Below are 14,761 nucleotides of genomic sequence, written 5' to 3'. Positions count from 1 at the left end.
TTAAAAAAGTCAAAAGATGCCAAGAACAAATTTTCAAGAATTATTGGATGCAGGTGTACACTTTGGTCACCTGAAAAGAAAGTGGAATCCAAACATGGCTCCATACATTTTTATGGAGAAAAATGGAATCCACATCATCGATCTACAAAAAACAGTAGTGAAAATCGATGAGGCCGCTGCCGCCTTGAAACAAATTGCCAAATCGGGTCGCAAAATACTATTCGTAGCAACGAAGAAACAAGCGAAAGATATCGTTGCTGATGCTGTAAGTGCAGTAAATATGCCTTACGTAGTTGAGCGTTGGCCAGGAGGTATGCTAACAAATTTCCCAACGATCCGCAAAGCGGTGAAAAAAATGATTTCCATCGATAAGATGACGAAGGATAGCAGTTGGGATAACTTGTCAAAACGCGAAAAGTTGCAAATTACACGTCAACGTGCCAAGCTGGAGAAAATTTTAGGTAGTATTGCTGACCTGACTCGTCTTCCTGCCGCACTTTTTGTAGTTGATGTGATGAAAGAGAAAATCGCAGTACGCGAAGCTCAAAAATTGGGAATTCCTGTATTTGCAATGGTTGATACCAATTCGAATCCAGAAGGACTTGACTTTATCATTCCATCGAATGATGATGCTTCTCAGTCAGTTCGCCTAATCGTTCGATTAATGTGCGATGCTGTTGGAGAAGGATTGAATGAGCGTAAAGTTGAGCGTGAAAACGACGGTGCAGACGAGAAACCTAAAAGAGCAAAAAGTAAAAAGTCAGCTGCTAAAGCTGATGTAAAAGCTGAAAAGGTTGACGTTGAAAGTAACGATACAGACAAAGAATAATTGCTCAAATAATAATTCAAAAAAACACACAATCATGGCAATTTCTGCTGCAGATGTAATGAAGTTGCGTAAAGCAACTGGTGCCGGCATGATGGACTGTAAAAACGCCCTTGCCGACGCAAATGGCGACTTTGATGCCGCTGTACAAATTATCCGCGAAAAAGGTAAATTAGTAGCCAATAAACGTTCTGATCGTGAAGCATCTGAAGGTGCTGCACTGGCTGGCGTAAGTGAAAATGGTAAATTTGGAGCAATTGTAGTTCTTAACTGCGAAACTGATTTTGTTGCAAAAAACGAAGATTTCGTTAAGAAAACAAAGTCGTTTTTGGATGCTGCTATCGCAAACAAACCTGCTGATCTGGATGCTTTGAAAGCATTGGAGCTTGATGGTCGTTCAATTGAATCACACGTAACTGAGCAAACCGGAGTAATTGGCGAAAAAATCGAGATATCATTCTATGGTAAAATCGAAGCAGAATCAGTTGTTCCTTATATTCACCCAGGTAATAAACTAGCTACTCTGGTTGGTTTCAACAAAGGTGGTATTGATACTCAGGTGATGAGAGATGTAGCGATGCAAGTAGCTGCAATGAACCCTGTTGCCGTAGATAAAAGTGATGTTTCTCAGGAAGTAATTGATAAGGAATTAGAAATTGCAAAGGAAAAATTCCGTCAGGAAGGAAAACCGGAAGCGATGCTTGATAAAATTGCTCAAGGTTCTTTAAACAAATTCTTCAAAGAAAACACGCTATTGAATCAGGCGTTTGTTAAAGACAACAAACAAACTGTGAAAGATTACCTAAAATCAGTTGATGGTGATTTGACAGTAACTGAGTTTATTCGTTTTACACTTGCGGAGTAAGCAAAAGTAATTTACGAGATATAAGCAAAAAGGGGTTTCAAATTTGAAACCCCTTTTTTATGTGTTTTAATGTGATATTTTCTTTTAACCATTCAAGGCTTCAGCGCCATTTGTTACCTCTAAAATAGCATTGGTAATGGCAGCCTGGCGGGCTTTGTTAAATGTCAGCGTTAGGTCGTGAATCAAATCGGTAGCGTTGTCCGTTGCTTTGTGCATAGCGGTCATCCGGGCTCCATGTTCAGCGGCATTCGAATCCAACAGAGCCTTGAAGATTTGAACCTTCAACGATTTTGGTATTAATTCTTCAACGATCTGCTCCTTAGATGGCTCGTAAATGAAATTACTGTTTTTTGCAGACATATCGTCCTCCTCCGAGATTTCAACCGGTAGGAACTGCTCCTTGGTGCAGATTTGAACAGCCGCATTCTTAAACTGATTATACACCAATTCAATTCGATCGTATTTTCCGGAGACGAAGTCATTCATTAAGTTAGTCGCCAGATTAGAACAATTATCATAGGTGAGTGAGTCTAAAATTTCGTCGGCTTGATCACTAACCGGAATTTTTCGTGACTTGAGGTATTTTTGCCCTTGCTTCCCAACAGTAAAGAAATCCAATTGGCCTGAGTTAAATTGTCTGGCATATTTACTTGAAGCTAACTCATAAGCAGTTTTTGCAATGTTTGAGTTAAATGCGCCACATAATCCCCGGTTTGAGCTAATCAGGACTATGAGAACTTTCTCGGGCGCGCGCTGCCGGGTGTAAACCGATTCTTCACTATTTTCGAGACTAGCACTAAGCGACGCAAGGATGTCGTGCAGCTTGTCAGCGTACGGTCTTATTTGTAATATGGCATTCTGAGCCTTTTTCAGCTTTGCCGCCGACACCATTTTCATGGCACTGGTTACCTGCCGTGTGGTTTTAACGGATGAAATTCGTGTGCGTATTTCTTTTAAACTGGCCATATTTTATAGTCATTGAATGATTAAATGAATGGAAAATCGCTCATTTACCATTCGATTAATTGAAGCGTTCGGCCACTTCTTTAGCAACTTTCTCCAACACTCCGGTGATTTCGTCGTTCAAAATTCCTTTACGTAATTCATCCAAGATTGGGCGGTACTGCATCTCCATTAGTTCTATGAAATCTTTCTCGAAATCTTTTACTTTTGCAATTGGTACGCTTCTTAGTAATTCCTTTGTACCGCAATAGATAATGGCAATTTGGTGCTCGATTTTAATTGGAGCATACTGTCCCTGTTTCAGAATTTCGACGTTCTTACTCCCTTTATCTAACACACGCATAGTTGCAGCGTCAAGATCAGATCCGAACTTTGAGAAGGCTTCCAGTTCGCGGAACTGTGCCTGGTCAAGTTTTAATGTACCGGCGATTTTCTTCATTGCTTTTACCTGGGCGTTACCACCCACACGCGATACGGAGATCCCCACGTTAATTGCCGGACGAACTCCTGAGTTAAACAAGTTAGATTCCAGAAAGATCTGTCCATCAGTAATCGAGATTACGTTGGTTGGAATATAGGCTGAAACGTCACTTGCTTGAGTTTCAATGATTGGCAAGGCGGTTAAAGAACCTCCTCCTTTAACTTTATCTTTTAAACATTCGGGCAGATCATTCATTTGAGCTGCAATCTTATCCGAATTGATGATTTTTGCAGCACGTTCCAGCAAGCGAGAGTGCAGGTAAAATACGTCTCCAGGGTAGGCTTCACGACCTGGTGGACGACGGAGAAGTAGTGACACTTCACGATAAGACACCGCCTGCTTCGACAGGTCATCGAAGATAATTAATGCATCGCGACCGGTATCACGAAAATATTCTCCAATTGTAGCACCGGCATAAGGTGCATAATATTGTAATGCTGCCGGATCTGAAGCTGTTGACGATACAATGACAGTATAGTCCATGGCTCCATATTTTTCCAGGGTGGCGGCTATGTTTGCAACTGTTGATCCTTTTTGGCCAATAGCAACATAAATACAATAGACCGGATTACCTTCTTCAAAATTTTCGCGTTGATTGATGATTGTGTCGATGGCAACAGCTGTTTTACCAGTCTGCCTGTCGCCAATGATCAACTCACGTTGTCCACGACCAATAGGGATCATGGCATCAATCGCTTTAATGCCTGTTTGCAATGGCTGGGTTACCGGTTGGCGATAAATAACACCTGGTGCTTTTCTCTCGAGCGGAAGTTCAAATGTTTCACCCTGAACAGGTCCTTTACCGTCAATTGTTTCACCAATGGTGTTGACTACGCGACCTAAAAGTCCTTCGCCCACATTAATCGAGGCGATACGCTGTAGTCGTTTTACTGTGTCACCTTCCTTAATGTTTGATGAAGAACCTAAAAGCACTGCTCCAACATTGTCCTCTTCAAGGTTTAAAACAATTCCTTTTACGCCGTCTTCAAACTCAATCATTTCGTTTGCTTCGACGTTTGATAGCCCATAAATGCGGGCGATACCATCGCCAACCTGGAGTACTGTTCCTACTTCTTCCAGTTCGGCCTCCGATTGAAAGCCTTCGAGCTGTTGTTTTAAAATTGCGGATACTTCTGCGGGTCTAATATCAGCCATTGTCTATATTTTTACTTGTTGATTTCTGTTTGTAATAGGTTCTCTTTAACCTTGCGCAATTGCGTGGCAACGCTTGCATCAATTTGACGGTCGTCTACTCTTAAGACAAATCCACCAATAAGGTCGCTATTTACTCGTTCTCCCAATTCAATTTTTGTGTCGAATTCAGTTTCGAGTTTCTTTTGTATTTGCGAGATAATACCCTTACGCAATGAAATTGCGCTAGTAATTGTTGCTGTCTTAATACCCTGTTCCTTGCGATATAGCTCCATAAAATTGCGACAAATACCGGGAACATGTGCTTCTCGTTTATTTTCAGCAATAAGAACTAGAAAATTCAGGGTTTGCTCGTTGACCTTTTTTTCGAAAATTGTCTTCAACAATTTTACTTTTTGTGAAGTTTTGATGACAGGACTTCCCAATAGCAAAAGAAATTCACTACTGTCTTTAGTCAACTGGGCAATTACACTCACATCTATTTTCAGTTCATCAAGGAGTTTTTTCTCTTTGGCCAAACTAAAAAATGCTTTTGCATAACGAACTGCTATTTTGCTATGATTCATAAGCTTACTTCAATTTCAGATCTTTCAGAAGATCTTCAACCATGCCTTCTTGAGTATCCTTATTTTTTAATTCCTTTTGAATTATTTTCTCGGCTACTAAAACTGATAAATCAACGATTTGCTTTTTCATCTCGCTAATTGCAGCGTTCTTCTCTATCTCAATTTGTTGCCGGGCAGCTTCAATTATTTTTTGTCCTTCGCTGGCGGCCTGCTCTTTTGCTTCGACTAATAATTTATCTTTTACTTCCTTTGCTTCTTTCAGGATCGCACTTTTCTCTCTTTTCGCTTCAGCAATTATTTTTTCGTGATCAGCTTTCAGGTCTTTCACTTCTTCACGTGCCTTATCAGCTGAAGACAGTGCATTGGCTATCGAGTTTTCACGATCTTTTAAAGCACTAAGAATCGGCTTCCAGGCAAATTTTTTCAGAATGAATAATACAATTCCGAAAACAATGAGCATCCAAAATAGGGTTCCGTAATCCGGAGTAACAAATCCCATAATTTTTGTGTTTTTAATTTTTAAGTCATCCAGCCTCCCGGCAATCCCGGGAGCGGACGACTAATCAATACATTCCTTTAAACAAAAAGGACCAAAGCACAGGTGATTACAGCAAAGAACGCAACCCCTTCAATCAGGGCAGCAGATACGATCAAGTTTGACCGAATATCGCCGCTTGCTTCTGGTTGGCGTGCAATTGCTTCCATAGCACTAGCACCGATACGGCCAATTCCCATACCTGCACCAATTGCAGCTATACCTGCACCTAAGGCAGCACCCATTTTACCGATACTTGCACCGGCGGCTGCTTGTAAAATCACAGTTAAAATTGTTGATAGCATAAGATTGAATTTATTATGATTAAACTAGTGATGTTCTGATGTTGCCATGCCAAAATACAGGGCGGACAGTAAGGTAAATACATAAGCTTGAATAAAGGATACCAACAGATCCAGCATAAGTATGAATACTGAAAACGCGACAGATACCGGACTAATAGCAGCGCCGGCAGCAGGTCCCATTAAATTAGCAAATATGAATATTAAGCTGATGAATACCATCACAATCAGGTGTCCGGCCATCATGTTGGCAAATAAACGAACCATTAGTACAAATGGTTTTGTAATTACTCCTGATAATTCAACAATTGGCATCAGAGGGATGGGAAACTTCAGCCACCAGGGAACGTCAGGATTATATATTTCTTTCCAGTAATGTTTATTTCCGTTGATTGTTGTAACAACAAAAGTGAATAATGCCAATGCCATGGTTACTGCAATATTACCGGTTACATTGGCTCCAAAGGGGAAAATCGGGATCAACCCCATGAAATTGTTCACGAGTATGAAAAAGAACAAAGACAATAAAAAGGGCATGAACTTCTCATATTTTTTTTCTCCAATTGCAGGTTTTGCTACTTCGTCTCTTAAAAAGAGGATGATCGGTTCAATGAGGTTTTGAAGTCCTTTGGGAGCTTGATTGGCATTTCGTTTTGCTGATTTTGCAACCGACAGAAATATCCACAGAAGTAGTATCACACTAAAAATGACACCGGCAACAGCCTTCGTGATTGATAAATCAATCGGTAATCCGACAACTTCGCCATGCTCGTCAAGTTCAACAATTTTCCCGGAGTTCTCGCCCTGGTGTGCAATCTCGAAATTTTTGTAGACAACTTTGCCATGGTGAAATTTTGAAGACCAGAAAAAGTGCCATCCACTATTTTCGCTGTATAAAATAATTGGAAGTGGAATACTAATGTGTGTTTCGCCAAATGTTGCAATGTGCCATTCGAAAGCATCAGAAACGTGGTGCATGACAAATTCACCAGGATTAAAGCCTGTTTCGGCATGCTTCGTGGTGTCCAGTTCATGATGCTCATTTTCAGCAAAAACTGATTCGGAAGTCAAGCTAAATGTCGATATAAAGAGTAAAAATGCGGTGAAGTATATCCGTGTTTTTGTTGCTTTCATAAAGTATAAATCGGTCAGAATGTCGCTTCAACAAAAGTTGTTGCAAATTACTAAAAAAATCAATCAGGTCAAGCTATTTTTTCACTTTCACAACGTGGCTAATCTCAGCAACTTCTATAATTGTATAGATGACATAAGCCGCTAGAAAATTGATTAAAAAAGCTTTTACGTTTACATTGCTAATAACAATATACCCAATACCTATAACCAGATAAAAGAACATTTTTAAGGTGCTCAGCACCATAAATCGTGCGGAGAACTTTGGCATACTTTTATCGGCAATCTTTAACAAATAAAAATGAACAATGTTTGTTGTAAGAAAGAAGAAAATTATAATGAAAGGAAAAATGATGTGGTAGTATTGCGGAACAACCTGACTGTAAACAATCCAACCAATAAAAAAAAGACTGACAGATACGATAATCGAGCGAACTAAAAATCGCTTCATAAATACATTCATTTCAAAAAGTTTTTAATTGCATGGTAAATTGCAGCGACAACCGATAAAATCATAAGGCCAAGCATAAAAGCGGGGAACGAAAGCTTGAGCCAATGGTCAATTAAGTAGCCTATAAAAACTCCAATCCCCATGATGGCAATCATCTCAAAAGCCAAGCTGGAGTATCGGATAAAATCGTTAAAATTATTTTTAGGCCTTTTGGAGTTTTCCGGATCCTTCATGTTTTGTTTGTTCGCCCATTGCACACGACCCGGAGAAAAGTGCACCGGGTTCGATACTTAATTTTCCCGTGCTTATTTCAGCATATACTTTTGATGAAGATTTGAGACTTAATAGTTGCTCTACTTTTAGCTTTCCTTTTTGATAGCCGGAGATTTCAGAGTTTTTACATTTAATTTCTCCGGTTACTTTGCCTGAAACTCCAATAACGACTCTCCCCGAGCAATCCAGGTTTCCATTAAGTTCCCCATCGATGCGAATATCTCCATCAGAAGCCACATCTCCTGTAATGCGCGTACCTTTGCCTATTAGATTAATTCCCTGCGAATCAGTTTCGTTGTTTGCTTTTCCCATTATGTTTGCTTTTTTGAACAGCATCAAATATACTAAGAAACTGATTAAATACTACTTTTTTGTTTCAATCTTGAATCTAAGGCATGGAGCTTAAGGCGCTATAGAACAATTATTTATAAATTTTGCTAGGCTAATCTGATTCCCAGGTAAAGTATGAAAAATGTTTAGCTGTGGTCTAATCAAGAAGAATTGGTGACTCAAAAAGCTAGCTATTAAAATGATAAAGGAAAGTGATTGAGCCATCGAAGGCCGGCTTTTTGCTTCCTTCTATTTCCATCTGAACTCGAAGTTTTATCCGGCTAATACCACGTAAGTTGGTACATTCTTTTAACCATACGTGGGTGCGAACGTTGTTGTTCACCAAAACCGGTGCTCCAAATTTAAATTGATCGATTCCGTAGTTGACAAGCATTTTGAAATTACGGACATCTACAACTTGCTCCCACATTAATGGCAGCAGCGAGATTGTTAAATATCCATGTGCTATGGTGCTGCCAAAAGCACCTTCTTTTTTGGCTCGCTCAGGGTCGGTGTGGATCCATTGGTGATCCAATGTCGCATCAGCAAACTTGTTTATTTGATCTTGTGTAATTGTATGGTAGTCTGAAACTCCCAATTTTTTACCAAGATGTTGCTCAAACTCTTGATGACTTTGAATTAGCAATCGGCTCATGAGATCATGTCTTTTGGTTATTGAATATAGATTATTTATTCGTGTCGTATGCCCATTTTAGGTACATGGATCCCCACGTAAAACCTGCTCCAAAAGCAGCCAAAATCACATTGTCTCCTTTTTTTAGCTGATTTTCGTAGTCGTAAAGGCAAAGCGGAATTGTGGCCGCCGTAGTATTCCCATAGTTTTCAATATTGATCATTACTTGCTCACGACTTATTTTCATGCGCCGAGCAACAGCATCAATAATCCTCATATTTGCCTGATGAGGAACAAGCCATGCTAATTTATCCGGGGTGATGTCATGTTTCTTCATTATGTCAACAGCAACATCGGCCATTCGTGATACGGCGTATTTAAAAACCGTTTGTCCGTCTTGATGCACATATTGCATTCGCTGCTGGAGCGTTTCGGGAGTGGTTGGCATTTTTGACCCCCCAGCCTTAACGTGCAGGTAATGACGGCCTTTGCCGTCAGTGTGATTCATGTGGTCAATAATTCCAACATCTTCAGTAGTTGGTTCAAGCAATACAGCTGACGCTCCATCACCAAATAATGGGCAAGTAGACCTGTCCGTATAGTCTGTAATGGCCGACATCATATCAGCTCCGACAACAATCACCTTTTTATACTGTCCGCATTCGATAAATTTAGCAGCAGTTGTCAGGGCAAAAACAAATCCAGAGCATGCAGCACTAATATCATAACTCCAGGCATTTGTCAACCTGGCTTTTCGACTAATAATGTTTGCTGTTGCCGGGAATGGCCGATCAGGAGTAATTGTGGCACAAATTAGCAGCTCAATTTCATCGGGCCTGGTGTTTGTTTTCTCGAGCAGTTGTTTTACTGCCTCGGTTCCCATATCGGAGGTGGCTTTGCCTTTCTCCTTGAGGATGCGTCTTTCTTTAATTCCGATGCGTTGCATGATCCATTCATCGGTGGTGTCAACCATAGTGCTTATCTCTTCATTGGTCAGCCTGTAACTTGGCAAATAGGCTCCAATGCCTGTAATTGCAGCACGTGTCTCTTGCATAATCTATACGTTAATCAATCAATTAGCGCGTAATTTTAAATCACAAAAAGCGATTGCTAATTGAGTAACAAAATTTGTTTAAAAAAGATGGCGAAAGATAGGGTGAAATATTCGAACAGCAAAGAAAATTAGGCAAAAGAATTACCGTAAGTCGTTTTAAAACAATCAATTAAAATGTTCGAAAAGTTTATATGGAGGGCAAAAAAAGATCAGAAGATTAATCTTCTGATCATATGATGAGGATCTTAAACGATTACGTCTTTTTCGATTGCCAGCTTGCCTCTGTAGTAACCACATTCTCCACAAACAGTATGGTATTTTACAGTAGCGCCACAATTAGAACACGTAGACAGAGTTGAAGGTGTTGCTTTGTAGTGTGTTCTTCTCTTATCCCTTCTGGATTTTGATGTTTTGTGTTTTGGATGTGCCATTTTTTAAAGTCTTTATTTGTTATCTAATAATTTTTTTAACTCGTCCCATCTTGAGTCTGCTGGTTTTTCTTTTTCAACCTTTACGGACATTTGGGCTAATTTTTTCAACATTTCCGGATTACAAAGGCTATTGCCATTTTCATCATCCGGATGAACATGTTTTATTGGAATGGACAAGATGATGAAGTCGTAAATGAGCTTGGCAACATTGATGTGTGATTCGTCTGGTGCAATCCAGACAACATCGTCGCCTTCTTCATATTTTTCTTCGCCATACTTAACGTAAACCGTGTTCTCACTTTCAATCGGTTGATCAAATAAGTCAAGACAGCGATCACATTGTATTTTTACCGTTCCTTCAACATGAAACCAAAGAACAATTAATGAACTCTGTTTTTCCAACTTCAACACGACGCTTATGTCGCCATCCTCGGCGATTCCTCCGTCGAAATACTCAAAAAACTTCCGTTCTACCTGATAGTCGAAACGATGCTCTCCAGTTCCAAGTCCTTTGAGTGCAATGTTATATGCTTTTAAATTTGCCATTGCTTGGAAAAAAGTGTTGCAAAAGTATAAAAAATAAACAAACAGCGAAAATTATCTGATTTTTTTAACAACGAAAACCTGTTTTTCTGCAAAAATCTTTCTGTCAGTCGATTATTGGATTTTCCGATGTTGAAAAATCAGCTTGTTGGAAGGACAATCCGGAAAGTTGTACCCTTCCCAATTTCAGAATGTTTAATGAAAATTTTTCCTTTATGATAGTTCTCGATGATCCGCTTTGCCAGTGAAAGGCCAAGTCCCCACCCTCGTTTTTTAGTTGTATAACCAGGTTCGAATATTGTTTTAAACTGCGATTTTGAAATCCCTTTTCCATTATCCGAAATATCCAAGACCACGCTCGAATTTTTCTTTATAAGGTGAAGGCTGATAACGCCATGGGAGTCAATCGCATCGATGGCATTTTTGCACAAATTCTCGATTACCCAACTGAACAAAGCCGCATTGTGCGGGACGTCGTAATAGGTGTTTTCATCCATGTCAAGGATAAACTTAACTCGTTGAGAACATCTGGTTTCGAGATAGTTCACAGAGGAACTTAGCACCTTTTTGAGGTCGTCGGTTAATAATTCCGGTCTTGATCCAATTTTTGAGAAACGCTCGGTGATTTTTTCCAAACGTGAAACGTCTTTTTCTATTTCGGAAATAGTGGTCTCATCAATATCTTTCATTTTCAGGATTTCGATCCACGCCATCAACGATGAGATGGGCGTACCCAGCTGGTGAGCTGTTTCTTTCGACATTCCCACCCAAACCTGGTTTTGCTCGGCTTTTCGTGAAGAGCTAAACGCAAAGTATGACACGGTTATGAAAAGCATAATGACTCCAAACTGTGCTAATGGAAAATAACGTAAATTCTGCAGCAAGTATGAATCGCGATAATAAAGGTATTGCACTGTATTTTCAGAAAGAACAATTTCAATGGGGTCTTTTTGGTCTTTCATCTTCTGCAATTCATGTTGCAGGACTGCATTTTTTCGTTTCTCGTTGTATTTTATGTTTCTGTCTCCCAGAATATCGTCATTGGCTGAGGTCCAAATAATGGGAATCGACGTGTTGTTTTCGATGATCCCCTGAAGCAAGGTTAAGTCTTGATTTGCTCCGTGCTCATTATCAACTAACCGTTTCATCGCTTCGGCCCACAATTCAACACTTTTGCGTTCTTGAACCGACATTTGATTAACCAGCCAATTAGTGTAAATCAAAGAGCCTGCCCCAATGAGCATTGCAGCCAACAGCAACAGGATCTTCCAGCGTCGTTTTTTAAAGTATAGTTCCAAGATTGTCAAGTTTTGTTCTGCTTGCTAAACGAATCATGTATTTAAAAAGTATTCGTGCCCGGCGAAATTGCAGTTACCCCAGAATTAATTCAATACACTTATTGAAAATGCCTTTTTGATCGAAGCCACAATCACGTTGGAGCTCTTCCGGTGTTCCATGCTCAATAAATTGGTCGGGCACTCCCATCCGCACAAGTTTTGAGCAATAGTTATTAGATGACATAAATTCTAAGACGGCCGTGCCAAATCCACCTTGAATCACTCCGTCCTCAATGGTGATAACCTGTTTAAATTTCGTGAAAATCTGGTGCAATAACTCTTCATCAAGCGGTTTTACATATCGCATATCGTAATGAGCAACTGAGAATTCTTTTTTGTGCAGCGATTTTACAGCACGCGAGGCTGCTATTCCGGTAGTTCCAATAGTTAAAATGGCCAAATCATCTCCCTCCGTAAGCACGCGTCCTTTGCCTACTTCTGCCAATTCGAATGGTTGTCGCCAATCCACTTTGCAGCCACATCCGCGAGGATAGCGAATTGAAAAAGGGCCCATATTATCTTGCTGCGAAGTGTACATCATATTGCGCAACTCAATTTCATCCATTGGAGCCGACACCGTCATGTTTGGAATGTTCCGCATGTAAGCTAAATCAAAAACCCCATGATGAGTAGCTCCATCTGCTCCTACCAATCCTCCCCGGTCGAGGCAGAAAACGACATTTAGATTTTGAATGGCCACATCATGAATGATCTGGTCGTAAGCTCGTTGCATAAATGTTGAATAGATATTGCAAAAAGGAATCATTCCCTGAATAGCCATCCCTGCGGAAAACGTAACCGCGTGAGGTTCTGCAATACCCACATCGAAAGCCCGATCCGGCATTTTCTCCATCATGATATTTAACGAACTGCCTGTAGGCATGGCAGGAGTAACGCCCACAATCCGAGGATTTTTTTCAGCAAGTTCTACAAGCGTATTTCCAAATACATTCTGAAATTTGGGAGGTTTGTTCAGCTCGCATTCGCAACCAATAATTTTCCCGGTTGTTTTATCAAACTTTCCGGGGGCATGGTAAACTGTTTGGTTTAGTTCGGCCAGCTTAAATCCTTTTCCCTTTTTGGTGATGATATGCAGTAGCTTTGGCCCCTGAATATCGCGTAAGTCGCGAAGCACTTTAGTCAGATATTCAATGTCGTGCCCATCAATAGGACCAAAATATCGAATTCCCAGACTTTCAAAAAGATTGGATTCTTTTAATAGATAGGATTTTAAAGCCCCTTCGGTTTTTTGAACCAAGCGACGTGCTTTGGGACCAAATCCGTTGAGTTTTCCCAATCCATCCCAAACATCGTTTTTCAGTTTATTGTATTGTTTCGACTTTGAAATGTTGAGCAAATAGCTGCTAACCCCACCAACATTGGGATCAATAGCCATATTGTTGTCATTTAAAATGATAAGAACGTCAGAATTATTCGATGCAGCATTGTTCAGCCCTTCGAAAGCCATGCCGCCCGTCATTGATCCATCGCCAATAACGGCTACAATTTTACGGTCTCTTTCTTTTTTTACAGAAGAGGCAAGTGCCATTCCTAAGGCTGCGGAAATCGAGGTGCTGGCATGTCCAACGCCAAACGAGTCATATTCACTTTCTGAAGGTTTTGGGAATCCACTGATTCCCTTATATTTCCTATTTGTGTGAAATATATCTCTGCGGCCAGTCAATATTTTATGACCATATGCCTGATGGCCAACATCCCAAATGAGTTGATCGTAAGGAGTTTGGTAGACGTAGTGAAGAGCGACGGTTAATTCCACAACGCCTAAACTGGCACCGAGATGACCAGGGTTTGTTGAAACCTCGTCAATAATGAACTGTCGCAGTTCATCACACAATAATGTTAAGTCTTCCGGTTTTAACTTCCTTAAATCCGCAGGGCTGTTAATCTTCTTTAGTATGCTTCCCTCAGGTTCCTTCATTCAAAAAATTTGGGCTCAAATATACAACTTCTATTAAACACAGCCTTATACATTCGTCAGTTTAAAGCTGAATCTGTATGCTGCTAACGTTCATTTGTTAGGGTTATTACGGGATTCGGGTCATTTTTAGTTCCCGGTTTTCAAAAGTCGCAATTTTTTCGAACCCAACCTTTTTCATCAAAGTCAGTCCGGTTTCGTAATGCCTGGCTATTTGTTTTGTGCTGTGCGCATCCGATGAGATGGTCATCGGAATGTGATGGTGATAACACCGTTCGACTATATATGGACTTGGAGTCAACTCGGCGCAAGGTCGATCTAACCCTCCGGTGTTGAGCTCCACAACCAGTTTGTTTTCTTTGATTACTTTGAGGGTTTCTTCAACCAACCCGGACAAGTTGCTTTCTGGATAAATCCTGAATTTCTTGATAATGTCAAGATGTCCAATGGTGTCAAACAAACCCGAATTTGCCGCGAGTTGAATCAGCTCATAATACATATGATATAGCTCGTCATTAGTCCATTTTCCATAAAGCGATTTATCGGTGTCAAAATTCCAGTCGCCTATAAAATGAACCGATCCGATAACATAATCCAGTGGGAGACTCGCAATTAGCTCTTGTATTTCTTGTTCTTTTCCGGGGAAGTAATCCATTTCAATTCCATAAAGAACTTTTATTTGATCGCTATACTTTTCACGAAGAGCAAGAATCTGCTCAGTCATCACAGGAATATCGATTGGAGATATGGCCCAGGAAACCGGCTTAAGGCAAACATGGTCGCTAAAGCCAATTTCGTCAAGTCCTAACTCAATTCCTCTTTTGATCATCTCCTCGTGGGTATTCTTACCGTCCGACAAAATGCTGTGCATGTGATAATCTATTAAACCTTGCATGTTTATCGTTTTATATTAATCGCCTGAATGTGTTAAGTTTTCGATGGCATTCCCAA

General features: G+C 40.3%; 18 protein-coding genes. 2 read left to right on the top strand and 16 right to left on the bottom strand.

The features are described 5' to 3' along the window. Positions 1-16: 16 nt before the first annotated feature. Positions 17-829, top strand: coding sequence for a 30S ribosomal protein S2 (gene rpsB / locus GR929_RS17265; RefSeq protein WP_159522130.1), 813 nt, complete (start codon positions 17-19; stop codon positions 827-829). Between the two features lie 34 nt (positions 830-863). Beyond that, positions 864-1,691: a translation elongation factor Ts gene (tsf, locus tag GR929_RS17260; RefSeq protein ID WP_159522128.1), complete on the top strand. Its 828-nt coding sequence runs from the start codon at positions 864-866 to the stop codon at positions 1,689-1,691. Between the two features lie 84 nt (positions 1,692-1,775). On the opposite strand, the gene atpG is transcribed toward tsf, so the two are convergent. From atpG to GR929_RS17180, 16 genes are all read right to left on the bottom strand, one after another. After that, positions 1,776-2,657, bottom strand: coding sequence for an ATP synthase F1 subunit gamma (atpG, locus tag GR929_RS17255; RefSeq protein ID WP_159522126.1), 882 nt, complete (start codon positions 2,655-2,657; stop codon positions 1,776-1,778). Between the two features lie 55 nt (positions 2,658-2,712). Beyond that, entirely contained in the window at positions 2,713-4,290 is a 1,578-nt protein-coding gene (gene atpA, locus GR929_RS17250) for a F0F1 ATP synthase subunit alpha (RefSeq protein WP_159522124.1), read from the bottom strand. An 11-nt stretch (positions 4,291-4,301) separates the two neighbouring features. Next, positions 4,302-4,853 carry an ATP synthase F1 subunit delta gene (atpH, locus tag GR929_RS17245; RefSeq protein ID WP_159522122.1) on the bottom strand — a complete coding sequence of 184 codons (552 nt, stop codon included), beginning with the start codon at positions 4,851-4,853 and terminating at the stop codon, positions 4,302-4,304. A 4-nt stretch (positions 4,854-4,857) separates the two neighbouring features. Beyond that, entirely contained in the window at positions 4,858-5,352 is a 495-nt protein-coding gene (locus tag GR929_RS17240; RefSeq protein ID WP_159522120.1) for a F0F1 ATP synthase subunit B, read from the bottom strand. A 77-nt stretch (positions 5,353-5,429) separates the two neighbouring features. Then, the gene (gene atpE, locus GR929_RS17235) at positions 5,430-5,693 is read right to left on the bottom strand and encodes an ATP synthase F0 subunit C (protein ID WP_159522118.1); all 264 of its coding nucleotides are present in this window, start codon (positions 5,691-5,693) and stop codon (positions 5,430-5,432) included. 24 nt (positions 5,694-5,717) lie between these two features. After that, positions 5,718-6,824 (bottom strand): F0F1 ATP synthase subunit A, encoded by a 1,107-nt coding sequence (atpB, locus tag GR929_RS17230; RefSeq protein ID WP_159522116.1) that lies wholly within the window; start codon positions 6,822-6,824, stop codon positions 5,718-5,720. Between the two features lie 73 nt (positions 6,825-6,897). Continuing rightward, entirely contained in the window at positions 6,898-7,272 is a 375-nt protein-coding gene (locus GR929_RS17225) for a hypothetical protein (RefSeq protein WP_159522114.1), read from the bottom strand. Positions 7,273-7,280: 8 nt separating this feature from the next. After that, positions 7,281-7,505, bottom strand: coding sequence for an AtpZ/AtpI family protein (locus GR929_RS17220; protein WP_159522112.1), 225 nt, complete (start codon positions 7,503-7,505; stop codon positions 7,281-7,283). Continuing rightward, positions 7,474-7,857, bottom strand: coding sequence for a bactofilin family protein (locus tag GR929_RS17215; protein WP_159522110.1), 384 nt, complete (start codon positions 7,855-7,857; stop codon positions 7,474-7,476). The genes GR929_RS17220 and GR929_RS17215 overlap by 32 nt, the downstream gene beginning before the upstream one ends. Positions 7,858-8,062: 205 nt before the next feature. Continuing rightward, positions 8,063-8,530: a MaoC family dehydratase gene (locus tag GR929_RS17210; protein ID WP_159522108.1), complete on the bottom strand. Its 468-nt coding sequence runs from the start codon at positions 8,528-8,530 to the stop codon at positions 8,063-8,065. A gap of 31 nt (positions 8,531-8,561) precedes the next feature. Continuing rightward, complete coding sequence (locus GR929_RS17205) at positions 8,562-9,563, bottom strand: beta-ketoacyl-ACP synthase III (protein WP_159522106.1); 1,002 nt, start codon at positions 9,561-9,563, stop codon at positions 8,562-8,564. A 245-nt stretch (positions 9,564-9,808) separates the two neighbouring features. Then, on the bottom strand, positions 9,809-9,994 hold the full coding sequence (gene rpmF / locus GR929_RS17200) for a 50S ribosomal protein L32 (RefSeq protein WP_159522104.1): 186 nt from the start codon (positions 9,992-9,994) through the stop codon (positions 9,809-9,811). Between the two features lie 12 nt (positions 9,995-10,006). After that, positions 10,007-10,540, bottom strand: coding sequence for a YceD family protein (locus GR929_RS17195; protein WP_159522102.1), 534 nt, complete (start codon positions 10,538-10,540; stop codon positions 10,007-10,009). A gap of 137 nt (positions 10,541-10,677) precedes the next feature. Continuing rightward, positions 10,678-11,835: a sensor histidine kinase gene (locus GR929_RS17190; protein ID WP_159522100.1), complete on the bottom strand. Its 1,158-nt coding sequence runs from the start codon at positions 11,833-11,835 to the stop codon at positions 10,678-10,680. 73 nt (positions 11,836-11,908) lie between these two features. After that, entirely contained in the window at positions 11,909-13,813 is a 1,905-nt protein-coding gene (gene dxs / locus GR929_RS17185) for a 1-deoxy-D-xylulose-5-phosphate synthase (RefSeq protein ID WP_159522098.1), read from the bottom strand. Positions 13,814-13,919: 106 nt separating this feature from the next. After that, complete coding sequence (locus GR929_RS17180; protein ID WP_159522096.1) at positions 13,920-14,705, bottom strand: histidinol-phosphatase; 786 nt, start codon at positions 14,703-14,705, stop codon at positions 13,920-13,922. Positions 14,706-14,761: the final 56 nt, after the last annotated feature.

Origin of the sequence: Sunxiuqinia indica (assembly GCF_009847015.1) — a bacterium.
GTDB lineage: Bacteria > Bacteroidota > Bacteroidia > Bacteroidales > Prolixibacteraceae > Sunxiuqinia > Sunxiuqinia indica.
Note: the sequence above shows the minus strand (reverse complement) of the source record. Positions and strands in the feature narration are given on the sequence as shown.